This window comes from Janthinobacterium agaricidamnosum (genome assembly GCF_003667705.1).
GTDB lineage: Bacteria > Pseudomonadota > Gammaproteobacteria > Burkholderiales > Burkholderiaceae_D > Janthinobacterium.
The window spans coordinates 404540-426542 of record NZ_CP033019.1; the positions used below are offsets into that span (position 1 = coordinate 404540).

Genomic DNA, 22003 nt, shown 5'->3' on the forward strand with positions numbered 1-22003 from the left:
GGCGCAGCGGCCGGCTTCGATAGCGCAGGGGAGGGATTATTCTTCGCGCAGCCAAGTTTGCGTGCGGCCCAGCATCGGTATGCCCTTGTAAGCGCGCATGCTGATTTTCTTGCCGCCATCGCTCAGACTGATTTTGCTTTTATAGACAGTGCCATTTTTGGGATCGACGATTTCACCGCCGGTAAATTCGTTACCATCTTTTTTCAGGCCAGTCAGGATCACCATGCCGATAACGGGCTGATCCTTGCGCGCACCTTCGCACTTTTCACACTTTGGGCTCTGGTCTTCATTCGGCTCGCGGAACAGCTTTTCAATCTGGCCTTGCAGTACGCCATTGTTTTCCGTGATGCGTATCAGCGCCTTTGGCTTGCCAGTCTCATCGTCGATGTTTTTCCACAGGCCAACCGGCGATACATCTGCGGCCAAGGCGAGGGCAGGGGCGACGCACAGCATGGCGCTGATGGCAAATGCGGCAAATTTCATGGTAAGTCTCCTCATTGGTTTTTGTTTGTCGAGTGTAACAAATAAATGACCGGTCGTACTATTTTCTACTAAATTTAACGCCTAACCATGACAGCATAGGCGCATGGCCAAAAAAAAGCCGCCCGGTAGGGCGGCTTTTCAACTGCTACATTGCTTGGGTTTGCTTAGGATGCTGACAACTTGGCAAACTGCTCGCGCATCTTTTCCAGCGTCGCGGAGAAGTTAGCGACGCGGGCTTTTTCCTGCGCCACCACTTCAGCCGGTGCGCGGGCGACAAAACTTTCGTTCGACAGTTTGCCGTTGGCTTTGTTGATCTCGCCTTCAAGACGTGCCATTTCTTTCGACAGGCGCTCGCGTTCGGCTGCCACGTCGATTTCCACTTTCAGCATCAGCTTGGTGGTGCCGACGATGGCGACGGCCGCTGGCGAGTCCGGCAGCGCATCGACGATCTGCACTTCAGCCAGCTTGCCCAGCGACTGGATGTACGGTGCGTACGACGCCAGCGCGGCCTTTTCCGCCGCATTGCCCGCTTCGACGATCAGCGGCACGCGCACGGATGGCGAGATCTGCATTTCGCCGCGCAGGTTGCGCGTCGCATCCGTCAAGGCCTTCAACTGCTGCATCCACGCTTCGGCCGACTCGTCGATCTTGCTGGTGTCAGCGATCGGATACGGCTGCATCATGATCGAATCACCCTCAGCTTTCAGGGTCTTGCCGGCCAGCGGCGCCACCGTCTGCCACAGCGCTTCCGTGACGAAGGGGATGATCGGATGGGCCAGGCGCAGCACCACTTCCAGCACGCGCAGCAGGGTATGGCGGGTGGCGCGCTGCTGGCCTTCCGTGCCTTGCTGTACTTGCACCTTGGCTACTTCCAGGTACCAGTCGCAATACTCGTCCCACACGAATTTGTAGATGGTGGCGGCGATGTTGTCGAAACGGAAGTCTTCGAAGCCCTTGGCCACGTCTAGTTCCGCCTTTTGCAGCAGGGAAATAATCCACTTGTCCGCTTGCGACAGATCAACATCGTTCGGGGTGCAATCCTTGCCTTCCGTATTCATCATGACGAAACGGGTGGCGTTCCACATCTTGTTGCAGAAGTTGCGGTAGCCTTCGCAGCGGCCCAGGTCGAAGTTGATGTTGCGGCCCAGCGAGGCATAGCTGGCCATGGTGAAGCGCACGGCGTCCGTGCCGTAGGCGGAAATGCCTTCCGGGAATTCCTTGCGTGTCGCCTTGGTGATCTTTTCCGCGTCGCGCGGGTTCATCAGGCCCGTGGTGCGCTTGACGATCAAGCCTTCCAGGTCGATGCCGTCGATCAGGTCGATCGGGTCCAGGGTATTGCCCTTCGACTTGGACATCTTCTGCCCCGTCGAATCGCGCACCAGGCCGTGCACGTAGACGGTTTCAAACGGTACCTTGCCCGTGAAGTGCGCCGTCATCATGACCATGCGCGCGACCCAGAAGAAGATGATGTCGAAACCCGTGACCAGCACGGACGACGGCAGGAAGGCCTTCATGTCCGGTGTTTCTTCTGGCCAACCCATGGTCGAGAACGGCACGAGAGCCGACGAGAACCACGTGTCGAGCACGTCGTCGTCGCGTTTCAAGGGGCCCGTGCTGCCGGCGGCCTGCGCCTTGGCGATGGCTTCCGCTTCTGTCTTGGCAACGAAGATATTGCCCTTGTCGTCGTACCAGGCCGGAATTTGATGGCCCCACCACAGCTGGCGCGAGATGCACCAGTCCTGGATGTTGTTGAGCCACTGGTTGTAGGTGGTGCTCCAATTTTCCGGCACGAACTTGATTTCGCCATTGGCGACCTTGTCCAGCGCCGTCTCGGCGATCGACTTGCCCGGGAAGAAAGTGCCTTCCGGGGCCGGTTTGCTCATGGCGACGAACCACTGATCCGTCAGCATCGGCTCGATGACGACGCCCGTGCGGTCGCCGCGCGGCACCATCAATTTATGCGGCTTGACCTGTTCCAGCAAGCCTTGCGCGTCGAGGTCGGCGACGATCTGCTTGCGCGCGGCGAAACGGTCCATGCCGCGGTAGGCGGCCGGCGCGTCGTCGGTGATCTTCGCGTCCAGGGTCAGGATGACGATCTGCGCCAGTTTGTGGCGCTGGCCCACGGCGTAATCGTTCATGTCGTGCGCAGGGGTGATCTTCACGCAGCCGGTGCCGAATTCCTTGTCGACGTATTCGTCGGCAATGATGGGGATTTCGCGGTCCGTCAGCGGCAGTTTGAGCATCTTGCCCACCAGCGCCGTGTAGCGCTCGTCCGTCGGATCGACGGCCACGGCCACGTCGCCCAGCATGGTTTCAGGACGCGTGGTGGCCACCGTCAGGAAACCGCTGCCGTCGGCCAGCGGGTATTTGATGTACCACATGGAGCCGTCTTCTTCTTCCGACACCACTTCCAGGTCGGACACGGCCGTGCCCAGCACGGGGTCCCAGTTGACGAGGCGCTTGCCGCGGTAGATCAGGCCCTGCTCGAACAGGCGCACGAAGACGTCGGTGACGACTTTCGAGCGCGGTTCATCCATCGTGAAGTATTCGCGCTGCCAGTCGGCCGAAGCGCCCAGGCGGCGCATCTGCCCGGTGATGATGGAACCCGATTTTTCTTTCCATTCCCACACTTTTTCCACGAATTTCTCGCGGCCCAGGTCATGGCGCGAAATCTTTTGCGCGTCCAGCTGGCGTTGCACGACGATTTGCGTGGCGATGCCCGCGTGGTCGGTGCCGGGAATCCAGGCCGTGTTGTGGCCCAGCATGCGGTGGTAGCGGGTCAGGCCATCCATGATGGTCTGGTTGAACGCATGGCCCATGTGCAAGGTGCCGGTGACGTTCGGCGGCGGCAACTGGATGCTGAAGGAAGGTTTTCCGGCATCGAGGGTGGCGGTAAAGTAACCGCGCTGTTCCCACTCGGTGCGCCAGAATTGTTCAATGTCGGCGGGCTCGAAAGACTTGGCTAATTCCATGATTTGGCGTGTGATTGGCAAAAGGAACCATTATAGATGACGCGGCAACGCCTGCAGCGTGGCAAGCGGCCTTTTTCAGTGTTTTGGCGGCCTGGCGGGCCGCGAACTAAGTAATCCTCAGGAAATTATTGTGAAATTATGACGAACAGAACCGGATGCTATGCAAGGCGCCAGCCGTGACGCAGTGCGAGCACTGCTAGCAGCGGGCAACGCCGCAGAGCGCCGGTTATGGAAGTCAGAAATCACAATAATTTATTGGGGGTTACTTAACAACAGAGGGCGCAATAAAACGGGGGCGACAGGGGCGCCGATGCTATAATGCCGGCCTCGGCGCCTCCTGCCCCATCCTTGCGGACGGCGCCAGCAGACGCGGTTGCATTAAAGTTTCATATCCAGCACTCGTCCGCGTCTCACGGCCAGCGCATCTGCGATGCCAGCCACCTTCAGCGCATCCCCTTTGGGCCGGGCGCCTGAGCCACGCGCACCGCCAGCGGTGCACCATTCACGGCGGAATCAAAGCGGCACGTCCATTGCACGCCGCTGCCGCCACAGCTTAGCCAGGATCTGTTGTCCGGCGCGTCGTCTTTTGATACGGCATACCCCGCTTGGCGCCTTGCCGCCTGCGGCCTTGCCGTGGCCGCCGCTTTCCTGGTTGCGCTTTTACAAGGAAATCATCATGAAAAAAATCGCCATCGTTGCCGGTCTTGCCACCACTCTGGGCGCCTTGCCTGCCGCCCAAGCCCAGTCGTCCGTTGATGTCTATGGTCTGATGGACGCGGGCCTGGTACAGGAAGGCGGCATCAGCAAGCTCACCAGTGGCATATCGGCCGGCTCGCGCCTGGGCCTGCGCGGCACGGAGTCGCTGGGCAATGGCTGGCAAGCCGTGTTCACCCTGGAAGCGGGCGTGCAGGGCGATACGGGCCGCTCGGACCAGGCGGGGCAATTGTTCGGCCGCCAGGCGTTTGTCGGCCTCGACAGCCCGCTGGGCATGCTGACCGTGGGCCGCCAGTACAACCTGCAAAGCCAGGCCTTGACCGACGTGGCCGACCCGTTCGAAGGCGGTTATGCCGGCGCGGCGACCAACCTGGCCGGCTATTCGGCCACGCGCATCGACAATACCGTGCGCTACACCTCGCCGGAATGGCGCGGCGTGACGGGCACCGTCATGTATGGCGCCGGCGAACACACGGGTGTGGCGGCGGACCAGCGCTCGCTGGGTCTGGCCCTCGGCTATGTCAACGGTCCGTTGACCTTGCGCCTGGCGCGCCAGAGCCGTGCGGGCGAGCCGGGTAAGGCCGACGCGAACAACACGATTCTGGCCGGTAACTACAACTTCGGCGTGGCCACGGCGTTTGCCGGCTATGGCCGCAACACGGGCGAGGGCAGCACCATGTTCTTCGCGGAAAACCCATATGGCGCGGCGCAGGCGCCCACCGCGTCGAACGACAGCCGCGACGCCATCGTTGGCGTCTCCGTGCCGCTGGGCGCGACGACTTTGCTGGCCTCGTATGTGCGCAAGGATGACCGCGACAGCGCCAACCGCGATGCGCAGCAGCTGGCCATCGGCGCCACGTACGCCTTGTCCAAGCGCAGCAAGGTGTATCTTGCCTACGCGCATATCCGCAACCGCAACGACGCCGCCTACATGGTGGGCAATGCCACGGAAGTGGGCACGGGCAACCGCGCCTTCAACGTCGGCTTGCGCCACGCGTTTTAACGCCTGGTCAACCCATCGCCAGGGCCGGCAACATGCTGCCTTGGCGTAATAATTCTTCGAAGGCGGGCGCGGCCAGGGGGCGGCTGAACAGATAGCCCTGCATCTGGTCGCAGCCATGCTGGCGCAGGAAGGCCAGCTGCTGCGCCGTTTCCACGCCTTCGGCGATCACTTTCAGGCGCAGACTGTGCGCCAGCGAAATAATGGCGCGCACGATGGCCGCATCGTCGTCGCTGTGCGTGATGTCGCTGACGAAGGTTTTGTCGATCTTTAATACATCGATGGGGAAGTGGCGCAGGTAGGCCAGGCTGGAATAGCCGGTGCCGAAGTCGTCGATGGACAGTTGCACGCCCAGCGCCTTCAGGTTGGCCATGATGGCGGTGGCTTGCTCCACGTTATGCATGACCATGCTTTCCGTTAATTCCAGTTCCAGATGGGCGGCGTCGAGACCTGTCTCGGCCAGCGCCTGTGCCACAGCGTGCAGCAGATTTCTTTGCTTGAATTGTCGTGCCGACAGGTTCACGGCCAGGCGCAGCGGACCATGGCCTGCCAGCTGCCAGGCGCGTGTCTGGGCGCACGCCGTGCGCAGGACCCAGTCGCCGATGGGCGTGATCAAGCCCATTTCCTCGGCAAGGCCGATGAAGCTGGCAGGTGGAATACGCCCCAGTTGCGGATGTTGCCAGCGCAGCAGCGCTTCCATGCCCACCACCGCGCCGCTGGCCAGATCCAGCTGGGGCTGGTATTCGAGGTGAAACTGCCCGCGTTCCAGGGCGTGGCGCAATTCGCTCTCGAGTCCCAGTTGTTCCAGGGTGCCTGAATTCATGCCCGAGGCATAGAATTGCCAGTGGCCCCGTCCCTGTTCCTTGGCGCGGTACATGGCGATGTCGGCGTGCTTGATCAAGGTGTCGGCATTCTGGCCATCGTCGGGATACACGGCCACGCCCATGCAGCAGCTGAGAAAAAATTCATATTCGCCCAGTTGCAGCGGCTGCGCCACGGCGTCCTGGATGCGCTGCAGGATGGCGGCGCCCGGTTCGCCAGCGCCATGCTGTGGCAACAGCAGCACGAATTCGTCGCCGCCCAGGCGTGCCACCGTGTCGACTTCACGCGTGGCGTCGCGCAGGCGCTCGGCCACGTTTTTCAGCACCAGGTCGCCCGCATCGTGGCCCAGGGTGTCGTTGACGAATTTAAAGCGGTCGAGATCGATGAACACCACCCACAGGGGCTGGCCGCTGCGCCGCGTCACGGCCATCGCCTGTTCCAGCCGTTCGCGCAGCAGGGCGCGGTTGGCCAGCCCCGTCAGGATATCGTGCCGGGCCTGGAATTCCAGTTCCTGCTCGAAGCGCATGACGGTGCTGATGTCGTATTGCGCCACGACAAAGTGGCTGACGGCGCCATCACCATCGTCGCGCACGGGCGCGACGAACAGCTCGCTCCAATAAGTGCTGCCATCCTTGCGGAAATTGCGCACGATGGCCTTGCCTTCGCGCTGTTCGCGCAGTGCGGCCGTAATCTGATGCATGTCTTGCCGCCCCTGCTCCGGACCCTGCAAGTCTTCCAGGCGCTGGCCGATGACTTCGCCGGCCGCATAGCCGGTGATGCGCTCGAAGGCGGGATTGACGTATTCGATCAGGTAGCCGGGTGCGTCGGCGCTGCACAGGATGATGGCGTTGGCCGACACTTCGATGATGCGTTCGCGCAAACGCAGCGACTTTTCATTGCGCATGCGCGCCGCGATGTCTTCGGACAGGCGCAAATTGGCAAACTGCAGCGCCGCCGTGCGTTCGCCCGTGATGCGGGCAATCACGAAATTGCGCGACACCAGCTGGTATACATAGGCCGTTGCCAGCAGGCTCGACAGCAGTCCGCCCAGCAGCACATACAGCGAACCGCGATGGTTGGCATCGGGCGCCATGCCTTTGGCCGGCAGCAGGGCCGCGCCCAGCGTATGCCCGCTGGCGTAGTACTGCAGCAACAGCTTGCTGCTTTCCGACTCGATCTGGCGTGCCGAGGCGTAGCACAGGGCCGTCAGGCAAAGCCCGACCGTCAGGGTGATCAGGGCCGAGATGGAGACGGAAATGGAGATACGTTTGAAGAATGATTGCATGATGGCGTCCGGTAGCAGCGCCGGCGCCGATCCATGATCCGGCAGCTCTGGCAGTGACTGACTGTAGGGCGGCAGGCGCCGCGGGGTCCGTTCGCTGGCGAACGGACAAGCATGCTTGCAAGAAATATAGTCGGGCCACTGTGCAGGCGCTGTGTTACGCTGCTGCATATGGCGCCCCTCGTTCGGACGTCTTTCACTTCTCTCCCTAGCTGACGACTGGAAACCAGGAAAACTGCCCATGTCGAGTCCGCATGCCCAGCTGCACAACCCGAATCAAAACCATTTACTCGCCGCCATGCTCGACGCCGATTTCGCGCGCCTGGCTCCCCATCTGGAGCAAGTCTCCATGCTGCTGGGCGATGTGATCTACGACTCGGGCGACAAGCTGCAGTATGTATACTTCCCCACCACGGCCATCGTTTCCATCCATTACCTGCTGGAAAACGGCGGCTCGTCCGAGATCGCCGGCGTCGGCAACGAGGGCATCGTGGGCGTGTCGCTGTTCATGGGCGGCAACTCGACACCGAGCCGCGCCGTCGTGCAGACAGGCGGCGTCGGCTACCGGCTCAAGGCCCACCTGCTGATGGAAGAGTTCGACCGCGCCGGCCCCGTCATGCGTTTGCTGCTGCGTTATACGCAAGCGCTGATCACGCAAATGTCGCAAACGGCCGTGTGCAACCGCCACCATACGGTGGAGCAGCAGCTGTGCCGCTGGCTGCTGCTGACCATGGACCGCCTGCCGAACCGCGAGCTGACCATGACGCAGGAACTCATCGCCAACATGCTGGGCGTGCGCCGCGAAGGCGTCACGGAAGCGGCGGGGCGATTGCAGACGCGCGGCTTCATCAGCTACCGGCGTGGCCATATCTCCGTGCTGGACCGCGCCGGCCTCGAAGGCCATGTGTGCGAATGCTATGGCGTCGTGAAGAAGGAATTCACGCGCCTGCTGTCGGACGTGCGCCAGCGCCAAGGCCGCTAAACGCCGCATTTCCCTCTCTTTTATTATTGTCCTAGCCCAGGCTACCTATGTACTCAGTTGAAAATCACCCTACTCGCGCCCCTTCGCGCTGGCCCATGACATTGGCATTCTCGTTCAGCGCCATCGTATTGGTGGTCATCGGCGTGCTGGCCTGGCGCGCGCCGCCTTTTGATGCGGCGATCCTGATCGAGGCCCTGGTATGCCTGCTGTTGCTGATGCTGGTGGCGCTGTACCGGCGCACGGTGTCGGCCAGCCTGCCGCGCCAGCTGCTCAAGGCGGGCGCCTTGCAGGATGCGATTTTCAACAGCGCCAATTTCTCGTGCATCGCCACCGATGCGCAGGGCGTGATCCAGATCTTCAACGTGGGCGCCGAACGCATGCTCGGCTACGCAGCCAGCGACGTGGTCGACAAACTGACGCCGGCCGGTATTTCCGACGCGCAAGAAATCGTCACCCGCGCCGCCGCCCTCAGCGCCGAGCTCGACACCGTCATCACGCCGGGCGTGGAAGCGCTCGTGTTCAAGGCCACGCGCGGCATCGAAGACATCTATGAGCTGACCCACATCCGCAAGGATGGCAGCCGCTTCCCCGCCATCGTCTCCGTGACGGCCTTGCGCGACGCGCAGAGCAAGGTCATCGGCTATCTGCTGATCGGCACCGATAACACGGTGCGCAAGCAGGTCGAAGCGGAACAGGCGCTGCTGGATCAGCGCCTGCGCGAACAGCAGGCGTATACGCGCTCGCTGGTCGAGACCAATAATGCCGAGTTGAAAAAGGCGCGACTGGTGGCGGAAAAAGCCAACCGCGCCAAGTCCGAATTCCTGTCGAGCATGAGCCATGAATTGCGCACGCCCCTGAATGCCGTGCTGGGTTTCGCCCAGCTGATGGCGTCCGACGTGCCGCCGCCGAGCCCGCCGCAGCAGCGCTCGATCGAGCAGATTCTCAAGGGCGGCTGGTACCTGTTGCGTTTGATTAATGAAATCCTCGACCTGGCCATGATCGAATCGGGCAAGGTCACCCTGTCGCAGGAAGCGATGTCGCTGCTCGACGTGCTGCAGGATTGCCAGGCCATGATCGCGCCGCAGGCGGAAAAGCGCGGCATCCGCATGCATTTCCCCCGCTGCGGCAAGGCCTTTTATGTGCATGCGGACCGCACGCGCGTGAAACAGGTGATGATCAACCTGCTGTCGAACGCCATCAAGTACAACCAGGGCGGCGGCGCCGTCACCGTCGAATGCAGCCGGCATGGCGAGCGCGTGCGCGTGAGCGTGCGCGACAGCGGCGCCGGCCTCGACGCGGCCCAGGTGGCGCAGCTGTTCCAGCCGTTTAATCGCCTGGGACAGGAAAACAGCACGGAAGAGGGCACGGGCATCGGCCTGGTCGTCACCAAGCAACTGGTCGAATTGATGGGCGGCACCATCGGCGTCGACAGCACCGTCGGCGTGGGCACCACGTTCTGGTTCGAGCTGGCCGCCAGCAGCGCACCGGAACTGGTGCTGGGCGACGGCGATGCGCTGCCGCAGGTGCAGGAACCGCAGGAAAGCCAGCGCACTTTGCTGTACGTGGAAGACAATCCCGCCAACCTGGCGCTGGTCGAGCAATTGATCGCCCGCCGCAGCGACTTGAAACTGCTGACGGCCATCGATGCGCATCTGGGCATCGACCTGGCGCGCACCTATCAGCCCGACGTGATCTTGATGGATATCAACCTGCCCGGCATCAGCGGCTATGGCGCGCTGCATATCCTGCATGATGATCCCCTCACCAGCCACATCCCCGTCATGGCCTTGTCGGCCAATGCCGTGCCGCGCGACATCGAGAAAGGCTTGCAAGCGGGCTTCTTCCGCTATCTCACCAAGCCGATCAAGGTGGTCGAATTCATGGATGCGCTCGATGTAGCCCTGCACCATGCAGCCGCGCACGGCCTGGCCGACGACACTCACGCAATACGCTAATTCAGCAATCAATTTTAGGAATACCGCCATGCTTCAAGCCACCGAGATCCTGAACGCCAGCATCCTCATCGTCGATGACCAGGAGGCCAACGTCATGCTGCTCGAACAGGTGCTGCGCAATGCCGGCTACACGCGCATCACGTCCACCATGGACCCGCAAGCCGTGCGCGCGCTGCATCAGCAGCACCGCTACGACCTGATCCTGCTCGACTTGCAGATGCCGGAAATGGATGGCTTCGAAGTCATGGAAGGCTTGCGCGACCTCGAGGCGGGCAGCTATCTGCCCGTGCTGGTGATCACGGCCCAGCCCGGTCACAAGCTGCGCGCCCTGCAGGCGGGCGCCAAGGATTTCGTCAGCAAGCCCTTCGACCTGGTGGAAGTCAAGACGCGCATCCACAACATGCTGGAAGTGCGCTTGCTGTACCAGAAGCTGGCCGAATACAACAAGTCGCTGGAACAGATGGTGGAAGACCGCACGGCGGAGCTGCGCGAAAGCGAAGCGCGCTTCCAGCGCTTCACGGAACTGTCTTCCGACTGGTACTGGGAACAGGATGCACAGGGCAATTTGACGCGCTTTTCCGGCCCCGTGGCCGAGATGCTGGGCATCGGCAGCGAGGAAGAGCCGCAGCGCTGGAATGCCGCCGAGCGCGCCTTGCTCGACGCAAAAATTGCCGCGCGCGAACCGTTCCTCGATTTCATCTACAGCCGCGCCAACCTCGACGGCAGCACGCAGTATCTGCAGGTCAGCGGCGAACCGATGTTCGACAATGGCAGCCGCTTCATCGGCTACCGCGGCATCGGCCTCGATGTCACGGAGCGCTTGCGGGGAGCGTGATTTATACTTGGTGTTATTGATATTGACCAGGAAAAATCATGACTGACAAATCACCACCGCAATACTGGTTCCCTGCCAAGACCTATGGCTGGGGCTGGGGCTTGCCCATCACCTGGCAGGGCTGGCTGGTGTTCCTGGCCGCGCTGGCGCTGTTCGCCTGCGGCGCCTTCCTGTTCCCGCCGCAAACCATGCTGGTTGGCTACATCATCTATGAAGCGGCCATCGTCGCCGTGCTCATTTTCATCTGCCAGCTGAAGGGCGAACCGACCGCCTGGCGCTGGGGCAAGAAGAAATAATCGTGCCGGCATCTGCTGCATTGCAGCAGATGCGCAAAGACGACACCTGCAAGAAATCATCTGGCCACGCGGCGCGAACCGCGTATAATTGGCTCGCTGCCGCAAGGCGGCAAACGCTAGGGGTCCTGCCTTTCGCTGTGGAAACACAGTGCAAGCGCGGGTGAGAAATACCCTCCGAACCTGATCTGGATAATGCCAGCGAAGGGAAGCTTTAGGATGAACGCACCCCGCTTTTCCGCGTGCGTAATTCCGAACCTCCTTAGCTGGCTCCAGGCTTAAAAATAGTCTAGCCAAGGAGCCAAAATGAACGCCAACCCGAAATTCCTCTCCGCCACCGCCACGGTCGACGAAGCCGCCATCGCGCCGCTGCCCAATTCGCGCAAGATCTACGTGCAGGGCAGCCGCCCCGACATCCGCGTACCCATGCGCGAGATCAGCCAGTCCGACACGGAAGCATCGTTCGGCGGCGAAAAGAATCCGCCGATCTACGTCTACGATACCTCCGGCCCGTACACGGACCCGGACGTGCGGATCGACATCCGCTCGGGCCTCGATACGCCGCGCCTGCCGTGGATCATGGAGCGGGCCGACACGGAAGAATTGCCTGGCCCCACCTCCAACTACGGCATCGCCCGCCTGGCGGACCCGAAGCTGGCCGAGCTGCGTTTCAACCTGCACCGCAAGCCGCGCCGCGCCATTGCCGGCAAGAATGTTACACAGATGCATTACGCGCGCCAGGGCATCATCACGCCGGAAATGGAATTCGTCGCCATCCGCGAAAACATGCGCCGCCAGGAGTATTTGCGCGAACTGAAAGCTTCCGGCCCTATGGGCGAGCGCCTGGCCGACCTGATGGGCCGCCAGCACCCGGGCCAGTCTTTCGGCGCCAGCATCCCGGCGGAAATCACGCCGGAATTCGTGCGCGAGGAGATCGCCCGCGGCCGCGCCATCATTCCCGCCAACATCAACCACCCGGAAGTCGAACCGATGATCATCGGCCGCAATTTCCTCGTGAAAATCAACGCGAATATCGGCAACTCGGCCGTCACCTCGTCGATCGGCGAGGAAGTGGAAAAGATGACCTGGGCCATCCGCTGGGGCGGCGATAACGTGATGGACTTGTCCACCGGCAAGCATATCCACGAAACGCGCGAATGGATCGTGCGTAACAGCCCCGTGCCCATCGGCACCGTGCCGATTTACCAGGCCTTGGAAAAGGTCAATGGCAAGGCCGAAGATTTAACTTGGGAAATCTTCCGCGACACCCTGATCGAGCAGGCCGAGCAGGGCGTCGATTACTTCACCATCCACGCGGGCGTGCTGCTGCGCTATGTGCCGATGACGGCCAAGCGCTTGACGGGCATCGTCTCGCGCGGCGGCTCCATCATGGCGAAATGGTGCCTGGCACACCACCAGGAATCGTTCCTGTACACGCATTTCGAAGAGATTTGCGAAATCATGAAGGCGTACGACGTGTCGTTCTCGCTGGGCGACGGCTTGCGCCCCGGCTCCATCTACGACGCCAACGACGAGGCGCAGCTGGGCGAATTGAAGACCCTGGGCGAGCTGACGCAGGTTGCCTGGAAGCACGACGTGCAAGTGATGATCGAGGGCCCGGGCCACGTGCCCATGCAACTCATTAAAGAAAACATGGACTTGCAGTTGGAGCAGTGCGGCGAAGCGCCGTTCTACACCCTGGGGCCGCTGACGACGGACATCGCGCCCGGCTACGACCACATCACTTCGGGCATCGGCGCGGCCATGATCGGCTGGTACGGCACGGCCATGCTGTGCTACGTGACGCCGAAGGAACACTTGGGCTTGCCCAACAAGGCGGACGTCAAGGACGGCATCATCACGTACAAGATCGCGGCGCATGCGGCCGACCTGGCGAAAGGCCATCCGGGCGCGCAGATCCGCGACAACGCGCTGTCGAAAGCCCGCTTCGAATTCCGCTGGGACGACCAGTTCAACATCGGCCTGGACCCGGACAAGGCGCGCGAATTCCACGATGAAACCTTGCCCAAGGATTCGGCCAAGGTGGCGCATTTCTGCTCCATGTGCGGCCCCCACTTCTGTTCGATGAAGATCACGCAGGAAGTGCGCGAATATGCGGCCGGCATGGGCATCGCGGAAGACAAGGCGCTCCAGCAGGGCATGGAAATCAAGGCCATCGAATTCATCAAGAACGGCGCTGAGCTGTACCGCAAGGTCTGAAGGAGAGCGTGATGCCTGCATTGATATCCATCACGCTCAACGGCGCGCCGCACCAGGTGCCGCCGGGGCAAACCCTCGATCAACTGATCGCCGCGCTGTCGCTGGAAAACCAGGCGCTGGCGCTGGCCGTCAACCGCAACGTCGTGCCGCGCAAGGCGTGGCCAGGACAGGTCTTGCAAACGCAAGACCAAGTGGAAATTGTACGCGCCATTGGCGGTGGCTGAAAACGTCCAAGCAAACCTACTGCGCGTCGTGCTTTGCGGCCTGTGATGCTCACCGGCTCGGCGCCCCCGTGCTCTAGCACGGTTGCGCGTCTCGGCCACAAATCATCGCCGCTCGCTACGGTTTTCTTCGGACGTTTAAAAACTTAAGGAAAAGCACATGAATACCGCAACACATGACGACCTGCTGACCATCGCAGGCAAGCAATACCAATCGCGCTTGCTGGTGGGCAGCGGCAAGTACAAGGATTTGCCGCAGACGCGCGAAGCGACGGATGCGGCCGAGGCGCAGATCATCACGGTGGCGATCCGCAGGGTCAACATTGGCCAGGACCCTAACGCGCCCAGCCTGCTCGACTTCGTGCCGCCGGACCAGTACACGATACTGCCGAACACGGCCGGCTGCTACAACGCCAAAGACGCCGTGTACACCCTGCAGCTGGCGCGTGAACTGCTGGGCGGGCGCAACCTGGTGAAGCTGGAAGTGCTGGGTGATGAAAAGACCCTGTTCCCGCACATGCCGGAAACGTTGATTGCGGCCGAAGCGCTGGTCAAGGATGGTTTTGACGTGATGGTCTACTGCAGCGACGACCCCATCCAGGCGAAGATTCTGGAAGAGATCGGCTGCGTGGCCGTCATGCCGCTCGCTTCGCTGATTGGCTCGGGCATGGGCATCCTGAATCCGTGGAATTTGTCGCTGATCATCGACCAGGCAAAGGTGCCTGTGCTCGTCGATGCGGGCGTGGGCACGGCGTCGGATGCGGCCATTGCCATGGAACTGGGCTGCGATGGCGTGCTGATGAACACGGCCATTGCCGGCGCGCGTGACCCCGTGCGCATGGCGCGTGCCATGAAGCTGGCCGTGCGGGCCGGGCGCGAAGCGTTTCTGGCGGGACGCATGCCGCGCAAATTTGCCGCGTCGCCGTCGTCGCCGATGGCGGGCCGCCTGACGTGACGGGGCCAACGTTGCCGACGGTGCTGGTGTTTGCCGGCGCCGACCCGTCCGGCGGCGCCGGCATCGCCGCCGATATTGTCGCGATTGCCGCGCAGGGCGCGCATGCCTTGCCCGTGATCACGGCGCTGACGGTGCAGGACAACGACAGGGTCTTCGGCGTGCAGCCGGTGGCGCCGGAATGGCTGCGCCGGCAGGCGCTGGCGCTGATCGACAAGATGGTAATCAGCGCCGTGAAAATCGGCATCCCGGGCAGCGCCGCGAATGCGGCCGTCATCGCGCAGCTGATCGCGCAATTGCGCCAAAGCCGGCCGGACTTGCCCGTGGTGCTCGATCCCGTGCTGGCCAGCGGCCATGGCGACGTGCTCAGCCGGGACGATGCCGTGCTGGCGCTGGCGCCCTTGCTGCCGGTGACGACCGTGATCGTACCGAACGGGCCCGAAGCGCTGGCTCTCGGCGGCGAAGCAGCGTTGCGCGCGCAAGGCTGTGGCCACGTGCTGGTGACGGGTGGCCACGGCGAGGGCCAGACGATCATCAACCGCTGGTTTGACGCCGCTGGCGAGGAGCGCGAATGGTGCTGGCCGCGCCTGCCCGGAGAATTTCACGGCAGCGGCTGCACCCTGGCCTCGGCCATCGCGGCGCGCCTGGCGCTGGGACAGGCATTGCCTGAAGCGCTTGATCTGGCGCAAAGCTATTGCCATGCGGCCCTGGCCGGCGCGTATGCGATTGCGCCAGGTCAGCTTATGCCGCAACGATTCATTCAATAAGGAAAACATCATGCGTGGACTGTATCTGGTTACCCCGAATTGGGACGACACCGACCGCCTGCTCGACATCACGGAACAGGCCTTGCACGGCGGCGTGGCCCTGCTGCAATACCGTCACAAGAGCGCCGAGGCGCAGCAGCGGCGCGAGCAGGCGGGCGCCTTGCTGGCCCTGGCCCGCAAGTATGGCGTGCCCTTCATCATCAATGACTTTATCGCGCTGTGCGAAGAACTCGACGCCGATGGCGTGCACGTGGGCGGCCTGGACGCGTCCGTGGCGCAGGTGCGCGCCCGCCTGGGCAAGGACAAGATCGTCGGCGCTTCCTGCTATGGCGACATGGCCCTGGCCAGGACGGCCGAGGCCGGCGGCGCCAGCTATGTGGCCTTCGGCGGCTTTTATCCTTCGCTGGTGAAAAAGTATCCGGTGACCACGCCCCTGGACATCGTGCTGCAGGCGAAACGCGAGATCGCCTTGCCCTGCGTGGTGATCGGCGGCATGACGCCGGAGAACGCGGCGCCGCTGGTGGCGCGCGGCGCCGACATGGTGGCGGCCATCAGCAGCGTCTTTAATAATGCATACGAGGCGGACGATGTGAATATTGCGGTGCAGCAATTCAATCAATTATTCGCGGCATGAGCATGGACATACGGGGCTGATTTGGGGCAATAATCGGCATATAATAAGAACATCATTCATTACCGAGGTTCCCCACCCATGAGTCAGCCAGCCGCCGCGAAACGCCTTATCCTGATCGTTGACGATGACCAGCTCCTGTTGGAATTCCTCGGCGAAGTCCTGCGCCATGCCGGCTACGAGACGGCCCTGGCCAATTCGGCCGAAGTGGCGCTGCAGCTGGTCGCCCAGCGCGAGCCGGACCTGGCTTTGCTCGACATCCACATGCCGGGCATGTCCGGCCTGGAACTGGCCAAGCGCCTGCATGGCGAGACGGGCGTGCCGTTCATGTTCCTGTCCGGCAGCGGCGACAGCGAATCGGGCAAGCAGGCGGCCGCCTATGGCGCCGTCGGCTACGTGGTCAAACCCGTCGACGAAGGCCGCTTGATGCCGGCATTCGAAGCGGGCCTGGCGCGTGCCGATGAAATCCGCCAGTTGCGTCGCACCGAGCTGAACCTGAACGCGGCCCTGGCCGCCGGCCGCGAAACGAGCTTGGCCGTGGGTTTGCTGATGGGCAAGTTCCAGACGGACCGCAACACGGCGTTCGAAGTGCTGCGCGACCATGCCCGTTCCAGCCGCCGCAAGATCAATGAAATCGCCAGCCAGCTGTTGCTGGCCGAGGAAACCCTGAACGGCTTGCACGGCGCATTTTTGAACCGGGCAAAGACCAAGTAAGCGTATCCTCTCGCGCCCGCATGCCTGCCTTGCTATGATGTGGCGATACGGCGCGCTGGCGCGCCTGGTTCAACCATAGACAGGACATACATGAAAACCAAAGCAGCGATTGCCTGGAAGGCGGGCGCCCCGCTGACCATCGAAGAAGTCGACCTGGCCGGCCCGCGCGAGGGCGAAGTACTGGTCGAGATCAAGGCCACGGGCATTTGCCACACCGATTACTACACCCTGTCGGGCGCCGACCCTGAAGGCATCTTCCCGTCCATCCTCGGCCATGAAGGCGCCGGCATCGTCGTCGACGTGGGCCCGGGCGTGAAAAGCCTGAAGAAGGATGACCACGTCATCCCCCTGTACACGCCGGAATGCCGCCAGTGCAAATTCTGCCTGTCGCAAAAGACCAACCTGTGCCAGTCGATCCGCTCGACGCAGGGCCGCGGTCTGATGCCGGACGCCACCTCGCGCTTCTCCATCGACGGCAAGCCCATCTTCCACTACATGGGCACCTCCACCTTCTCGAACTACATCGTCGTGCCGGAAATCGCGCTGGCAAAAATCCGCGAAGACGCACCGTTCGACAAGGTCTGCTACATCGGCTGCGGCGTCACCACCGGCGTGGGCGCCGTGCTGTTTACGGCCAAGGTCGAGGCGGGCGCGAATGTCGTCGTGTTCGGCCTGGGCGGCATCGGCCTGAACGTGATCCAGGCGGCCAAGATGGTCGGCGCCGATAAAATCATCGGCGTGGACATCAACCCGGCGCGCCAGGCCATCGCGCGCAAGTTCGGCATGACGCATTTCGTCAATGCCAACGAAGTGGAAAACGTCGTCGACAACATCGTGCAGTTGACGGACGGCGGAGCCGACTACAGTTTTGAATGCATCGGCAACACCACCACCATGCGCCAGTCGCTCGAGTGCTGCCACAAGGGCTGGGGCCAGTCCATCATCATCGGCGTGGCGGCGGCCGGCCAGGAAATTTCCACCCGTCCATTCCAGCTGGTGACGGGGCGCGTGTGGAAAGGTTCCGCCTTCGGCGGCGCGCGCGGCCGCACGGACGTGCCGAAGATCGTCGACTGGTACATGGAAGGCAAGCTCAATATCGACGACTTGATCACGCACCGTCTGAAGCTCGACGACATCAACCAAGGTTTCGACCTGATGAAAAGCGGCGAATCGATCCGCTCCGTCGTGCTGTATTAATTGAAATACGCCGTACCACGGCGTTTTTGCGGAGGCTGCGGCCTCCGTTTTTTTTTGCCCCGCGTGCCATCCATCGTCCATGTCTGCCATCCAGGCAAGTCTTTTTGCAGCCTGTCGCACCGCGCTGGAGCCGTGCGCCATCCATCGCTACAGTCAATGCTCCACTACTTTTGCGACGAGGCAGCCATGTCCACTTCCCACCGTTTGATCCTCAGCCTGGCCGGTATTGTGCTTGGCGGCAGCGCGCTGGCCGTGCAGCCGTCGCAGCCGCCCGCGCCGCCGGCCGCACCGGCCGCGCCGAGCAAGAAAATCAGTATTTCCATGGGCAGCGGCGATGGCTATGCGCTCGTCGACAGCAGCGAGGATAGCGTCACCATGGCCGGCACCGATGTCGACGGCCAGCAGATCAAGCAGCTGCAGCGTTCGCTCAAGGGGCAGTTCTTGTGGTTCCGCGACCAGGGCAAGGGCTATGTGACGCAGGATGCCGCGCTGCTGGCCCGCGTGCGCGACGCCTGGAAGCCGTCGCAAGATCTGGGCTTTCAGATGAGCGGCCTGGGCAAGCAGATGAGCGAACATGGCAAGGCGATGGGCGAACTGGGCAGCAAGATGGGCGCCCATGGCGCGGCGCAGGCGAACGTCGGCGCGCGCGATGTGGCGCAACTGCAGGCGCTGGGCCGCCAGCAGCAGGAACTGGGCCGCAAGATGGGCGAGGCGGCACGCCGCCAGGCGCAGGCCACCACGGAGACGGCGCGCCGCGCGGCCGGACGCGAGGTGGAACGCCTGCAGCAGCAGATGGAAGATGCGCAGGACGCCATGGAAGAGGTCAACGACCGCATTGCCACCGCGCAAGAACGCGAGGCGGACAAGGTGGATGTGCTGTCGCGCCAGATGGATCAGCGCGGCAAGCCGATGGAAACCCTGGGCAAGCAGATGGAAGCGCTGGGACGCCAGCAGGAAAAAGCCACCAAGGCAGCCGACAAGGCCACACGCCAGGTGATTGCCCAGGCGCTCAGCGAAGGCAAGGCCAAGCCGGTGCGCTAGACTTGGTTCCAGCTGGCGGCCACGGCCCGGTATTGCGCCGGCAGCTGCGCCCTGGCCTCGTCTTCGCTCGCATACACCTCATCCTGCAGCGTATCCCAGCGAGCGTCGCAGCTGAAACGGTAGACGCGCGCCTCGCCCGCATACTGGCACACGGCCAGGCCGTGGATGGCGATGGGGGCGGTGCCGACTTCACTGGCGACGTGGCCGAAGGGCAGGTCGGACCAGGCCCAGGCCAGTACGCGGGCGCCGTCGAGGTGGGTGGGTGGTGTCATGGGGATACAGGCCGTTGTGTCGGGATGCCGATTGTAGCGCGCGTGGGTAAAATGGCGCGACCGCTGGACAAATGCACAGTATTTTTAGCCATGCCGGTATAATCACGGGATGCAAAATCTTCTTCACAACCTCAATCCCGAACAATTGGCTGCCGTCACCCTGCCGGCCCAGCATGCGCTGATCCTGGCCGGCGCCGGTTCGGGCAAGACCCGCGTGCTGACCACCCGCATTGCGTGGCTGATCCAGACCCAGCAGGTATCGCCGCCCGGCATCCTGGCCGTGACCTTTACGAATAAAGCCGCCAAGGAAATGCTCACGCGCCTGTCGGCCATGCTGCCGATCAATACGCGCGGCATGTGGATCGGCACCTTCCACGGCCTGTGCAACCGCTTGCTGCGCACGCATTACCGCGACGCGGCCTTGCCGCAGACGTTCCAGATCCTCGATTCGCAGGATCAGCTATCCGTGATCAAGCGCTTGTTGAAGGCGAACAACATCGATGATGAAAAATTCCCGCCGAAGACGGTGATGTATTTCATCAACAATGCCAAGGACCAGGGCTTGCGCGCCACGGACGTGGAAGCGTATGACGCGCACGAGCGCAAGATGGTCGAGCTGTACCAGCTGTACGACGACCAGTGCCAGCGCGAAGGCGTCGTCGATTTTGCGGAATTGCTGCTGCGCACTTACGAGTTGCTCAGCCGCAATCAACCGTTGCGCGAGCATTACCAGGCCCGTTTCCGCCATATCCTCGTCGACGAGTTCCAGGATACGAACAACCTGCAATACAACTGGCTGAAATTGCTGGCCGGCCATGGCAGCCGCGATGGCGGCGCCCTGTTTGCCGTCGGCGACGATGACCAGAGCATCTACGCCTTCCGCGGCGCGAATGTCGGCAACATGAGCGCCTTCGAGCATGAGTTCCAGGTCAAGAACTTGATCAAGCTGGAGCAGAACTACCGCTCGCACGGCCACATCCTCGACAGCGCCAACGTGTTGATCGCGAACAATAGCAAGCGCCTGGGCAAGAATTTGCGCACGGACGCTGGCCATGGCGAGCAGGTGCGCGTGTATGAAGCCAGTTCTGACTTGCAGGAAGCGCAGTGGATCATCGAAGAGGCGAAAAGCCTGATCGCCGACGGCGCCTCGCGCAGCGAAATCGCGATTCTGTACCGTTCGAACGCGCAGTCGCGCGTGATCGAACACGCGCTGTTCTCGGCCGCGATTCCATACCACGTGTATGGCGGCCAGCGTTACTTCCAGCGCGCCGAGGTCAAGCACGCGATTGCCTATTTGCAATTGATGGATAATCCGCACAATGACTCCGCTTTCTTGCGCGTGGTCAATTTTCCCACGCGCGGCATCGGCATGCGCTCGATCGAGCAATTGCAGGCCGCGTCGGAACAGTACGGCATTTCGCTGTACGCATCCGTGCCGTATGTGGCCGGCAAGGCGGGCAGCGTGCTGGCCGGTTTCGTCAAACTGATCGAAGGCGTGCGCTTCGAAACGCAGCAATTATCTCTGCCGGAAATGGTCAGAGTCGTGCTGGAAGCGAGTACCTTGCTGCAACACTATCAGAATGAAAAGGAAGGCGCCGACCGCATCGAGAATCTGGAGCAGATGGTCAGCGCGGCCAGCCAGTTCATTTCCGAGGAAGGTTTTGGACAGGGCGCACCGGCCCACCTGGGCCCAGCAGCCCAGGCGCAGTCGGGCGCGCCCGTCGTCAACCAGGATGGCATCGAGATACTCGACGCGGACGCGCCGCTGCCGGCCGTGATGTCGCCGCTCTCCGCCTTCCTCTCGCACGCGTCGCTGGAAGCGGGCGACAACCAGGCGCAGGCGGGCCAGGATGCGCTGCAGATGATGACGGTACATTCGGCCAAGGGCCTGGAATTCGACAATGTGTTCATTACGGGCCTGGAAGAGGGCCTGTTCCCGCACGAAAGCAGTTCGAAGGAAGACAACGGCGTGGAAGAGGAACGCCGGCTGATGTACGTGGCCATCACGCGCGCGCGCAAGCGGTTGTACATGAGTTTTTCGCAGACGCGCATGCTGCACGGCCAGACGCGCTACAACATGAAGTCGCGCTTCTTCGACGAGTTGCCGGAAGAGTCCTTGAAATGGCTGTCGCCGAAGGTGCAGGCCAACTGGTTCGGCAACCGCAAGTCGGCCTGGGACGAGGCGCCCAAGGTGGCCAGCCTCGGTTCGGACAATGCGATTGCGCAAAAGATCGCGCAAAAAGCCACGGGCGGCGGCTGGCGCATCGGCGAATCGGTGGCGCACGCCAAGTTCGGCGAAGGCGTGATCGTCAATATCGAAGGCGGCGGCGGCAATGCGCGCGCGCAGATCAACTTCGGACAGCACGGCATGAAGGTGCTGGACCTGGGAATTGCCAAGCTGGAACGTCTGGGACGGTGATGTGGTACGCGGGATGGCTGACGATGGCGTCGGATTACGCCTTCGGCTAATCCGACCTACGCCAGGAACGGTGATCTGGTCTGGCGCGTAGGTCGGATTAGCGTAGCGTCATCCGACAACATTGTTGGCCTCGCAGCGTCGGATTACGCGGCGTGCCGCCGCTAATCCGACCTACGTTGTGGCATTGCAAGGCATTCGAGAGCGTGTAGGTCGGATTAGCGCAGCGTAATC

Annotated in this window: 18 protein-coding genes and 1 riboswitch; of the genes, 14 read left to right on the forward strand and 4 right to left on the reverse strand. The window is 62.3% G+C overall.

The features are described 5' to 3' along the window. Positions 1–36: 36 nt before the first annotated feature. Positions 37–483: a DUF2147 domain-containing protein gene (locus D9M09_RS01905; RefSeq protein WP_121668451.1), complete on the reverse strand. Its 447-nt coding sequence runs from the start codon at positions 481–483 to the stop codon at positions 37–39. Between the two features lie 164 nt (positions 484–647). Next, the gene (locus D9M09_RS01910) at positions 648–3455 is read right to left on the reverse strand and encodes a valine--tRNA ligase (protein WP_121668452.1); all 2808 of its coding nucleotides are present in this window, start codon (positions 3453–3455) and stop codon (positions 648–650) included. 676 nt (positions 3456–4131) lie between these two features. Here D9M09_RS01910 and D9M09_RS01915 point away from each other — a divergent pair. Then, positions 4132–5172: a porin gene (locus tag D9M09_RS01915; protein ID WP_070290247.1), complete on the forward strand. Its 1041-nt coding sequence runs from the start codon at positions 4132–4134 to the stop codon at positions 5170–5172. A gap of 7 nt (positions 5173–5179) precedes the next feature. On the opposite strand, the gene D9M09_RS01920 is transcribed toward D9M09_RS01915, so the two are convergent. Then, positions 5180–7276 (reverse strand): putative bifunctional diguanylate cyclase/phosphodiesterase, encoded by a 2097-nt coding sequence (locus tag D9M09_RS01920; RefSeq protein ID WP_070222687.1) that lies wholly within the window; start codon positions 7274–7276, stop codon positions 5180–5182. Between the two features lie 238 nt (positions 7277–7514). Here D9M09_RS01920 and D9M09_RS01925 point away from each other — a divergent pair, with 238 nt between their 5' ends. From D9M09_RS01925 to D9M09_RS01980, 12 genes are all read left to right on the forward strand, one after another. Beyond that, positions 7515–8255 (forward strand): Crp/Fnr family transcriptional regulator, encoded by a 741-nt coding sequence (locus tag D9M09_RS01925; protein ID WP_070222685.1) that lies wholly within the window; start codon positions 7515–7517, stop codon positions 8253–8255. A 95-nt stretch (positions 8256–8350) separates the two neighbouring features. Continuing rightward, entirely contained in the window at positions 8351–10210 is a 1860-nt protein-coding gene (locus D9M09_RS01930) for a hybrid sensor histidine kinase/response regulator (protein WP_083287235.1), read from the forward strand. A gap of 28 nt (positions 10211–10238) precedes the next feature. Then, a complete protein-coding gene (locus D9M09_RS01935) occupies positions 10239–11045 on the forward strand; it encodes a response regulator (protein WP_070222683.1) in 807 nt (268 codons plus the stop codon). A 38-nt stretch (positions 11046–11083) separates the two neighbouring features. Next, a complete protein-coding gene (locus tag D9M09_RS01940) occupies positions 11084–11341 on the forward strand; it encodes a hypothetical protein (RefSeq protein WP_121668453.1) in 258 nt (85 codons plus the stop codon). 108 nt (positions 11342–11449) lie between these two features. Next, positions 11450–11565: riboswitch (TPP riboswitch) on the forward strand. Positions 11566–11644: 79 nt separating this feature from the next. Beyond that, positions 11645–13558 carry a phosphomethylpyrimidine synthase ThiC gene (gene thiC, locus D9M09_RS01945; RefSeq protein WP_121668454.1) on the forward strand — a complete coding sequence of 638 codons (1914 nt, stop codon included), beginning with the start codon at positions 11645–11647 and terminating at the stop codon, positions 13556–13558. Positions 13559–13578: 20 nt separating this feature from the next. Next, entirely contained in the window at positions 13579–13782 is a 204-nt protein-coding gene (gene thiS / locus D9M09_RS01950; RefSeq protein ID WP_070222852.1) for a sulfur carrier protein ThiS, read from the forward strand. A gap of 157 nt (positions 13783–13939) precedes the next feature. Then, the gene (locus D9M09_RS01955) at positions 13940–14734 is read left to right on the forward strand and encodes a thiazole synthase (RefSeq protein ID WP_070312414.1); all 795 of its coding nucleotides are present in this window, start codon (positions 13940–13942) and stop codon (positions 14732–14734) included. Continuing rightward, positions 14731–15498 carry a bifunctional hydroxymethylpyrimidine kinase/phosphomethylpyrimidine kinase gene (thiD, locus tag D9M09_RS01960; protein WP_240453528.1) on the forward strand — a complete coding sequence of 256 codons (768 nt, stop codon included), beginning with the start codon at positions 14731–14733 and terminating at the stop codon, positions 15496–15498. The genes D9M09_RS01955 and thiD overlap by 4 nt, the downstream gene beginning before the upstream one ends. 10 nt (positions 15499–15508) lie before the next feature. After that, positions 15509–16132 carry a thiamine phosphate synthase gene (thiE, locus tag D9M09_RS01965; protein ID WP_121668455.1) on the forward strand — a complete coding sequence of 208 codons (624 nt, stop codon included), beginning with the start codon at positions 15509–15511 and terminating at the stop codon, positions 16130–16132. Positions 16133–16210: 78 nt separating this feature from the next. Further along, positions 16211–16843, forward strand: coding sequence for an ANTAR domain-containing response regulator (locus D9M09_RS01970; protein ID WP_070222669.1), 633 nt, complete (start codon positions 16211–16213; stop codon positions 16841–16843). Between the two features lie 90 nt (positions 16844–16933). Next, entirely contained in the window at positions 16934–18040 is a 1107-nt protein-coding gene (locus D9M09_RS01975) for an S-(hydroxymethyl)glutathione dehydrogenase/class III alcohol dehydrogenase (RefSeq protein WP_121668456.1), read from the forward strand. A 186-nt stretch (positions 18041–18226) separates the two neighbouring features. Then, complete coding sequence (locus tag D9M09_RS01980; protein ID WP_162995544.1) at positions 18227–19081, forward strand: hypothetical protein; 855 nt, start codon at positions 18227–18229, stop codon at positions 19079–19081. Here the strand turns inward: D9M09_RS01980 and D9M09_RS01985 are convergent. Beyond that, positions 19078–19353: a hypothetical protein gene (locus D9M09_RS01985; protein WP_121668458.1), complete on the reverse strand. Its 276-nt coding sequence runs from the start codon at positions 19351–19353 to the stop codon at positions 19078–19080. The two genes, D9M09_RS01980 and D9M09_RS01985, sit on opposite strands and share 4 nt — an antisense overlap. A gap of 109 nt (positions 19354–19462) precedes the next feature. Between D9M09_RS01985 and D9M09_RS01990 the strand changes: the two genes are divergently transcribed. Beyond that, positions 19463–21772, forward strand: coding sequence for a UvrD-helicase domain-containing protein (locus D9M09_RS01990; RefSeq protein ID WP_070278250.1), 2310 nt, complete (start codon positions 19463–19465; stop codon positions 21770–21772). Positions 21773–22003 lie beyond the last annotated feature (231 nt).

Bases quoted from the DNA above. Each gene is read 5' to 3' on its own strand.
- D9M09_RS01905 (WP_121668451.1), bottom strand. From the start codon at position 483: ATGAAATTTGCCGCATTTGCCATCAGCGCCATGCTGTGCGTCGCCCCT.
- D9M09_RS01910 (WP_121668452.1), bottom strand. From the start codon at position 3,455: ATGGAATTAGCCAAGTCTTTCGAGCCCGCCGACATTGAACAATTCTGG.
- D9M09_RS01915 (WP_070290247.1), top strand. From the start codon at position 4,132: ATGAAAAAAATCGCCATCGTTGCCGGTCTTGCCACCACTCTGGGCGCC.
- D9M09_RS01920 (WP_070222687.1), bottom strand. From the start codon at position 7,276: ATGCAATCATTCTTCAAACGTATCTCCATTTCCGTCTCCATCTCGGCC.
- D9M09_RS01925 (WP_070222685.1), top strand. From the start codon at position 7,515: ATGTCGAGTCCGCATGCCCAGCTGCACAACCCGAATCAAAACCATTTA.
- D9M09_RS01930 (WP_083287235.1), top strand. From the start codon at position 8,351: ATGACATTGGCATTCTCGTTCAGCGCCATCGTATTGGTGGTCATCGGC.
- D9M09_RS01935 (WP_070222683.1), top strand. From the start codon at position 10,239: ATGCTTCAAGCCACCGAGATCCTGAACGCCAGCATCCTCATCGTCGAT.
- D9M09_RS01940 (WP_121668453.1), top strand. From the start codon at position 11,084: ATGACTGACAAATCACCACCGCAATACTGGTTCCCTGCCAAGACCTAT.
- thiC (WP_121668454.1), top strand. From the start codon at position 11,645: ATGAACGCCAACCCGAAATTCCTCTCCGCCACCGCCACGGTCGACGAA.
- D9M09_RS01955 (WP_070312414.1), top strand. From the start codon at position 13,940: ATGAATACCGCAACACATGACGACCTGCTGACCATCGCAGGCAAGCAA.
- thiE (WP_121668455.1), top strand. From the start codon at position 15,509: ATGCGTGGACTGTATCTGGTTACCCCGAATTGGGACGACACCGACCGC.
- D9M09_RS01970 (WP_070222669.1), top strand. From the start codon at position 16,211: ATGAGTCAGCCAGCCGCCGCGAAACGCCTTATCCTGATCGTTGACGAT.
- D9M09_RS01975 (WP_121668456.1), top strand. From the start codon at position 16,934: ATGAAAACCAAAGCAGCGATTGCCTGGAAGGCGGGCGCCCCGCTGACC.
- D9M09_RS01980 (WP_162995544.1), top strand. From the start codon at position 18,227: ATGTCCACTTCCCACCGTTTGATCCTCAGCCTGGCCGGTATTGTGCTT.
- D9M09_RS01985 (WP_121668458.1), bottom strand. From the start codon at position 19,353: ATGACACCACCCACCCACCTCGACGGCGCCCGCGTACTGGCCTGGGCC.
- D9M09_RS01990 (WP_070278250.1), top strand. From the start codon at position 19,463: ATGCAAAATCTTCTTCACAACCTCAATCCCGAACAATTGGCTGCCGTC.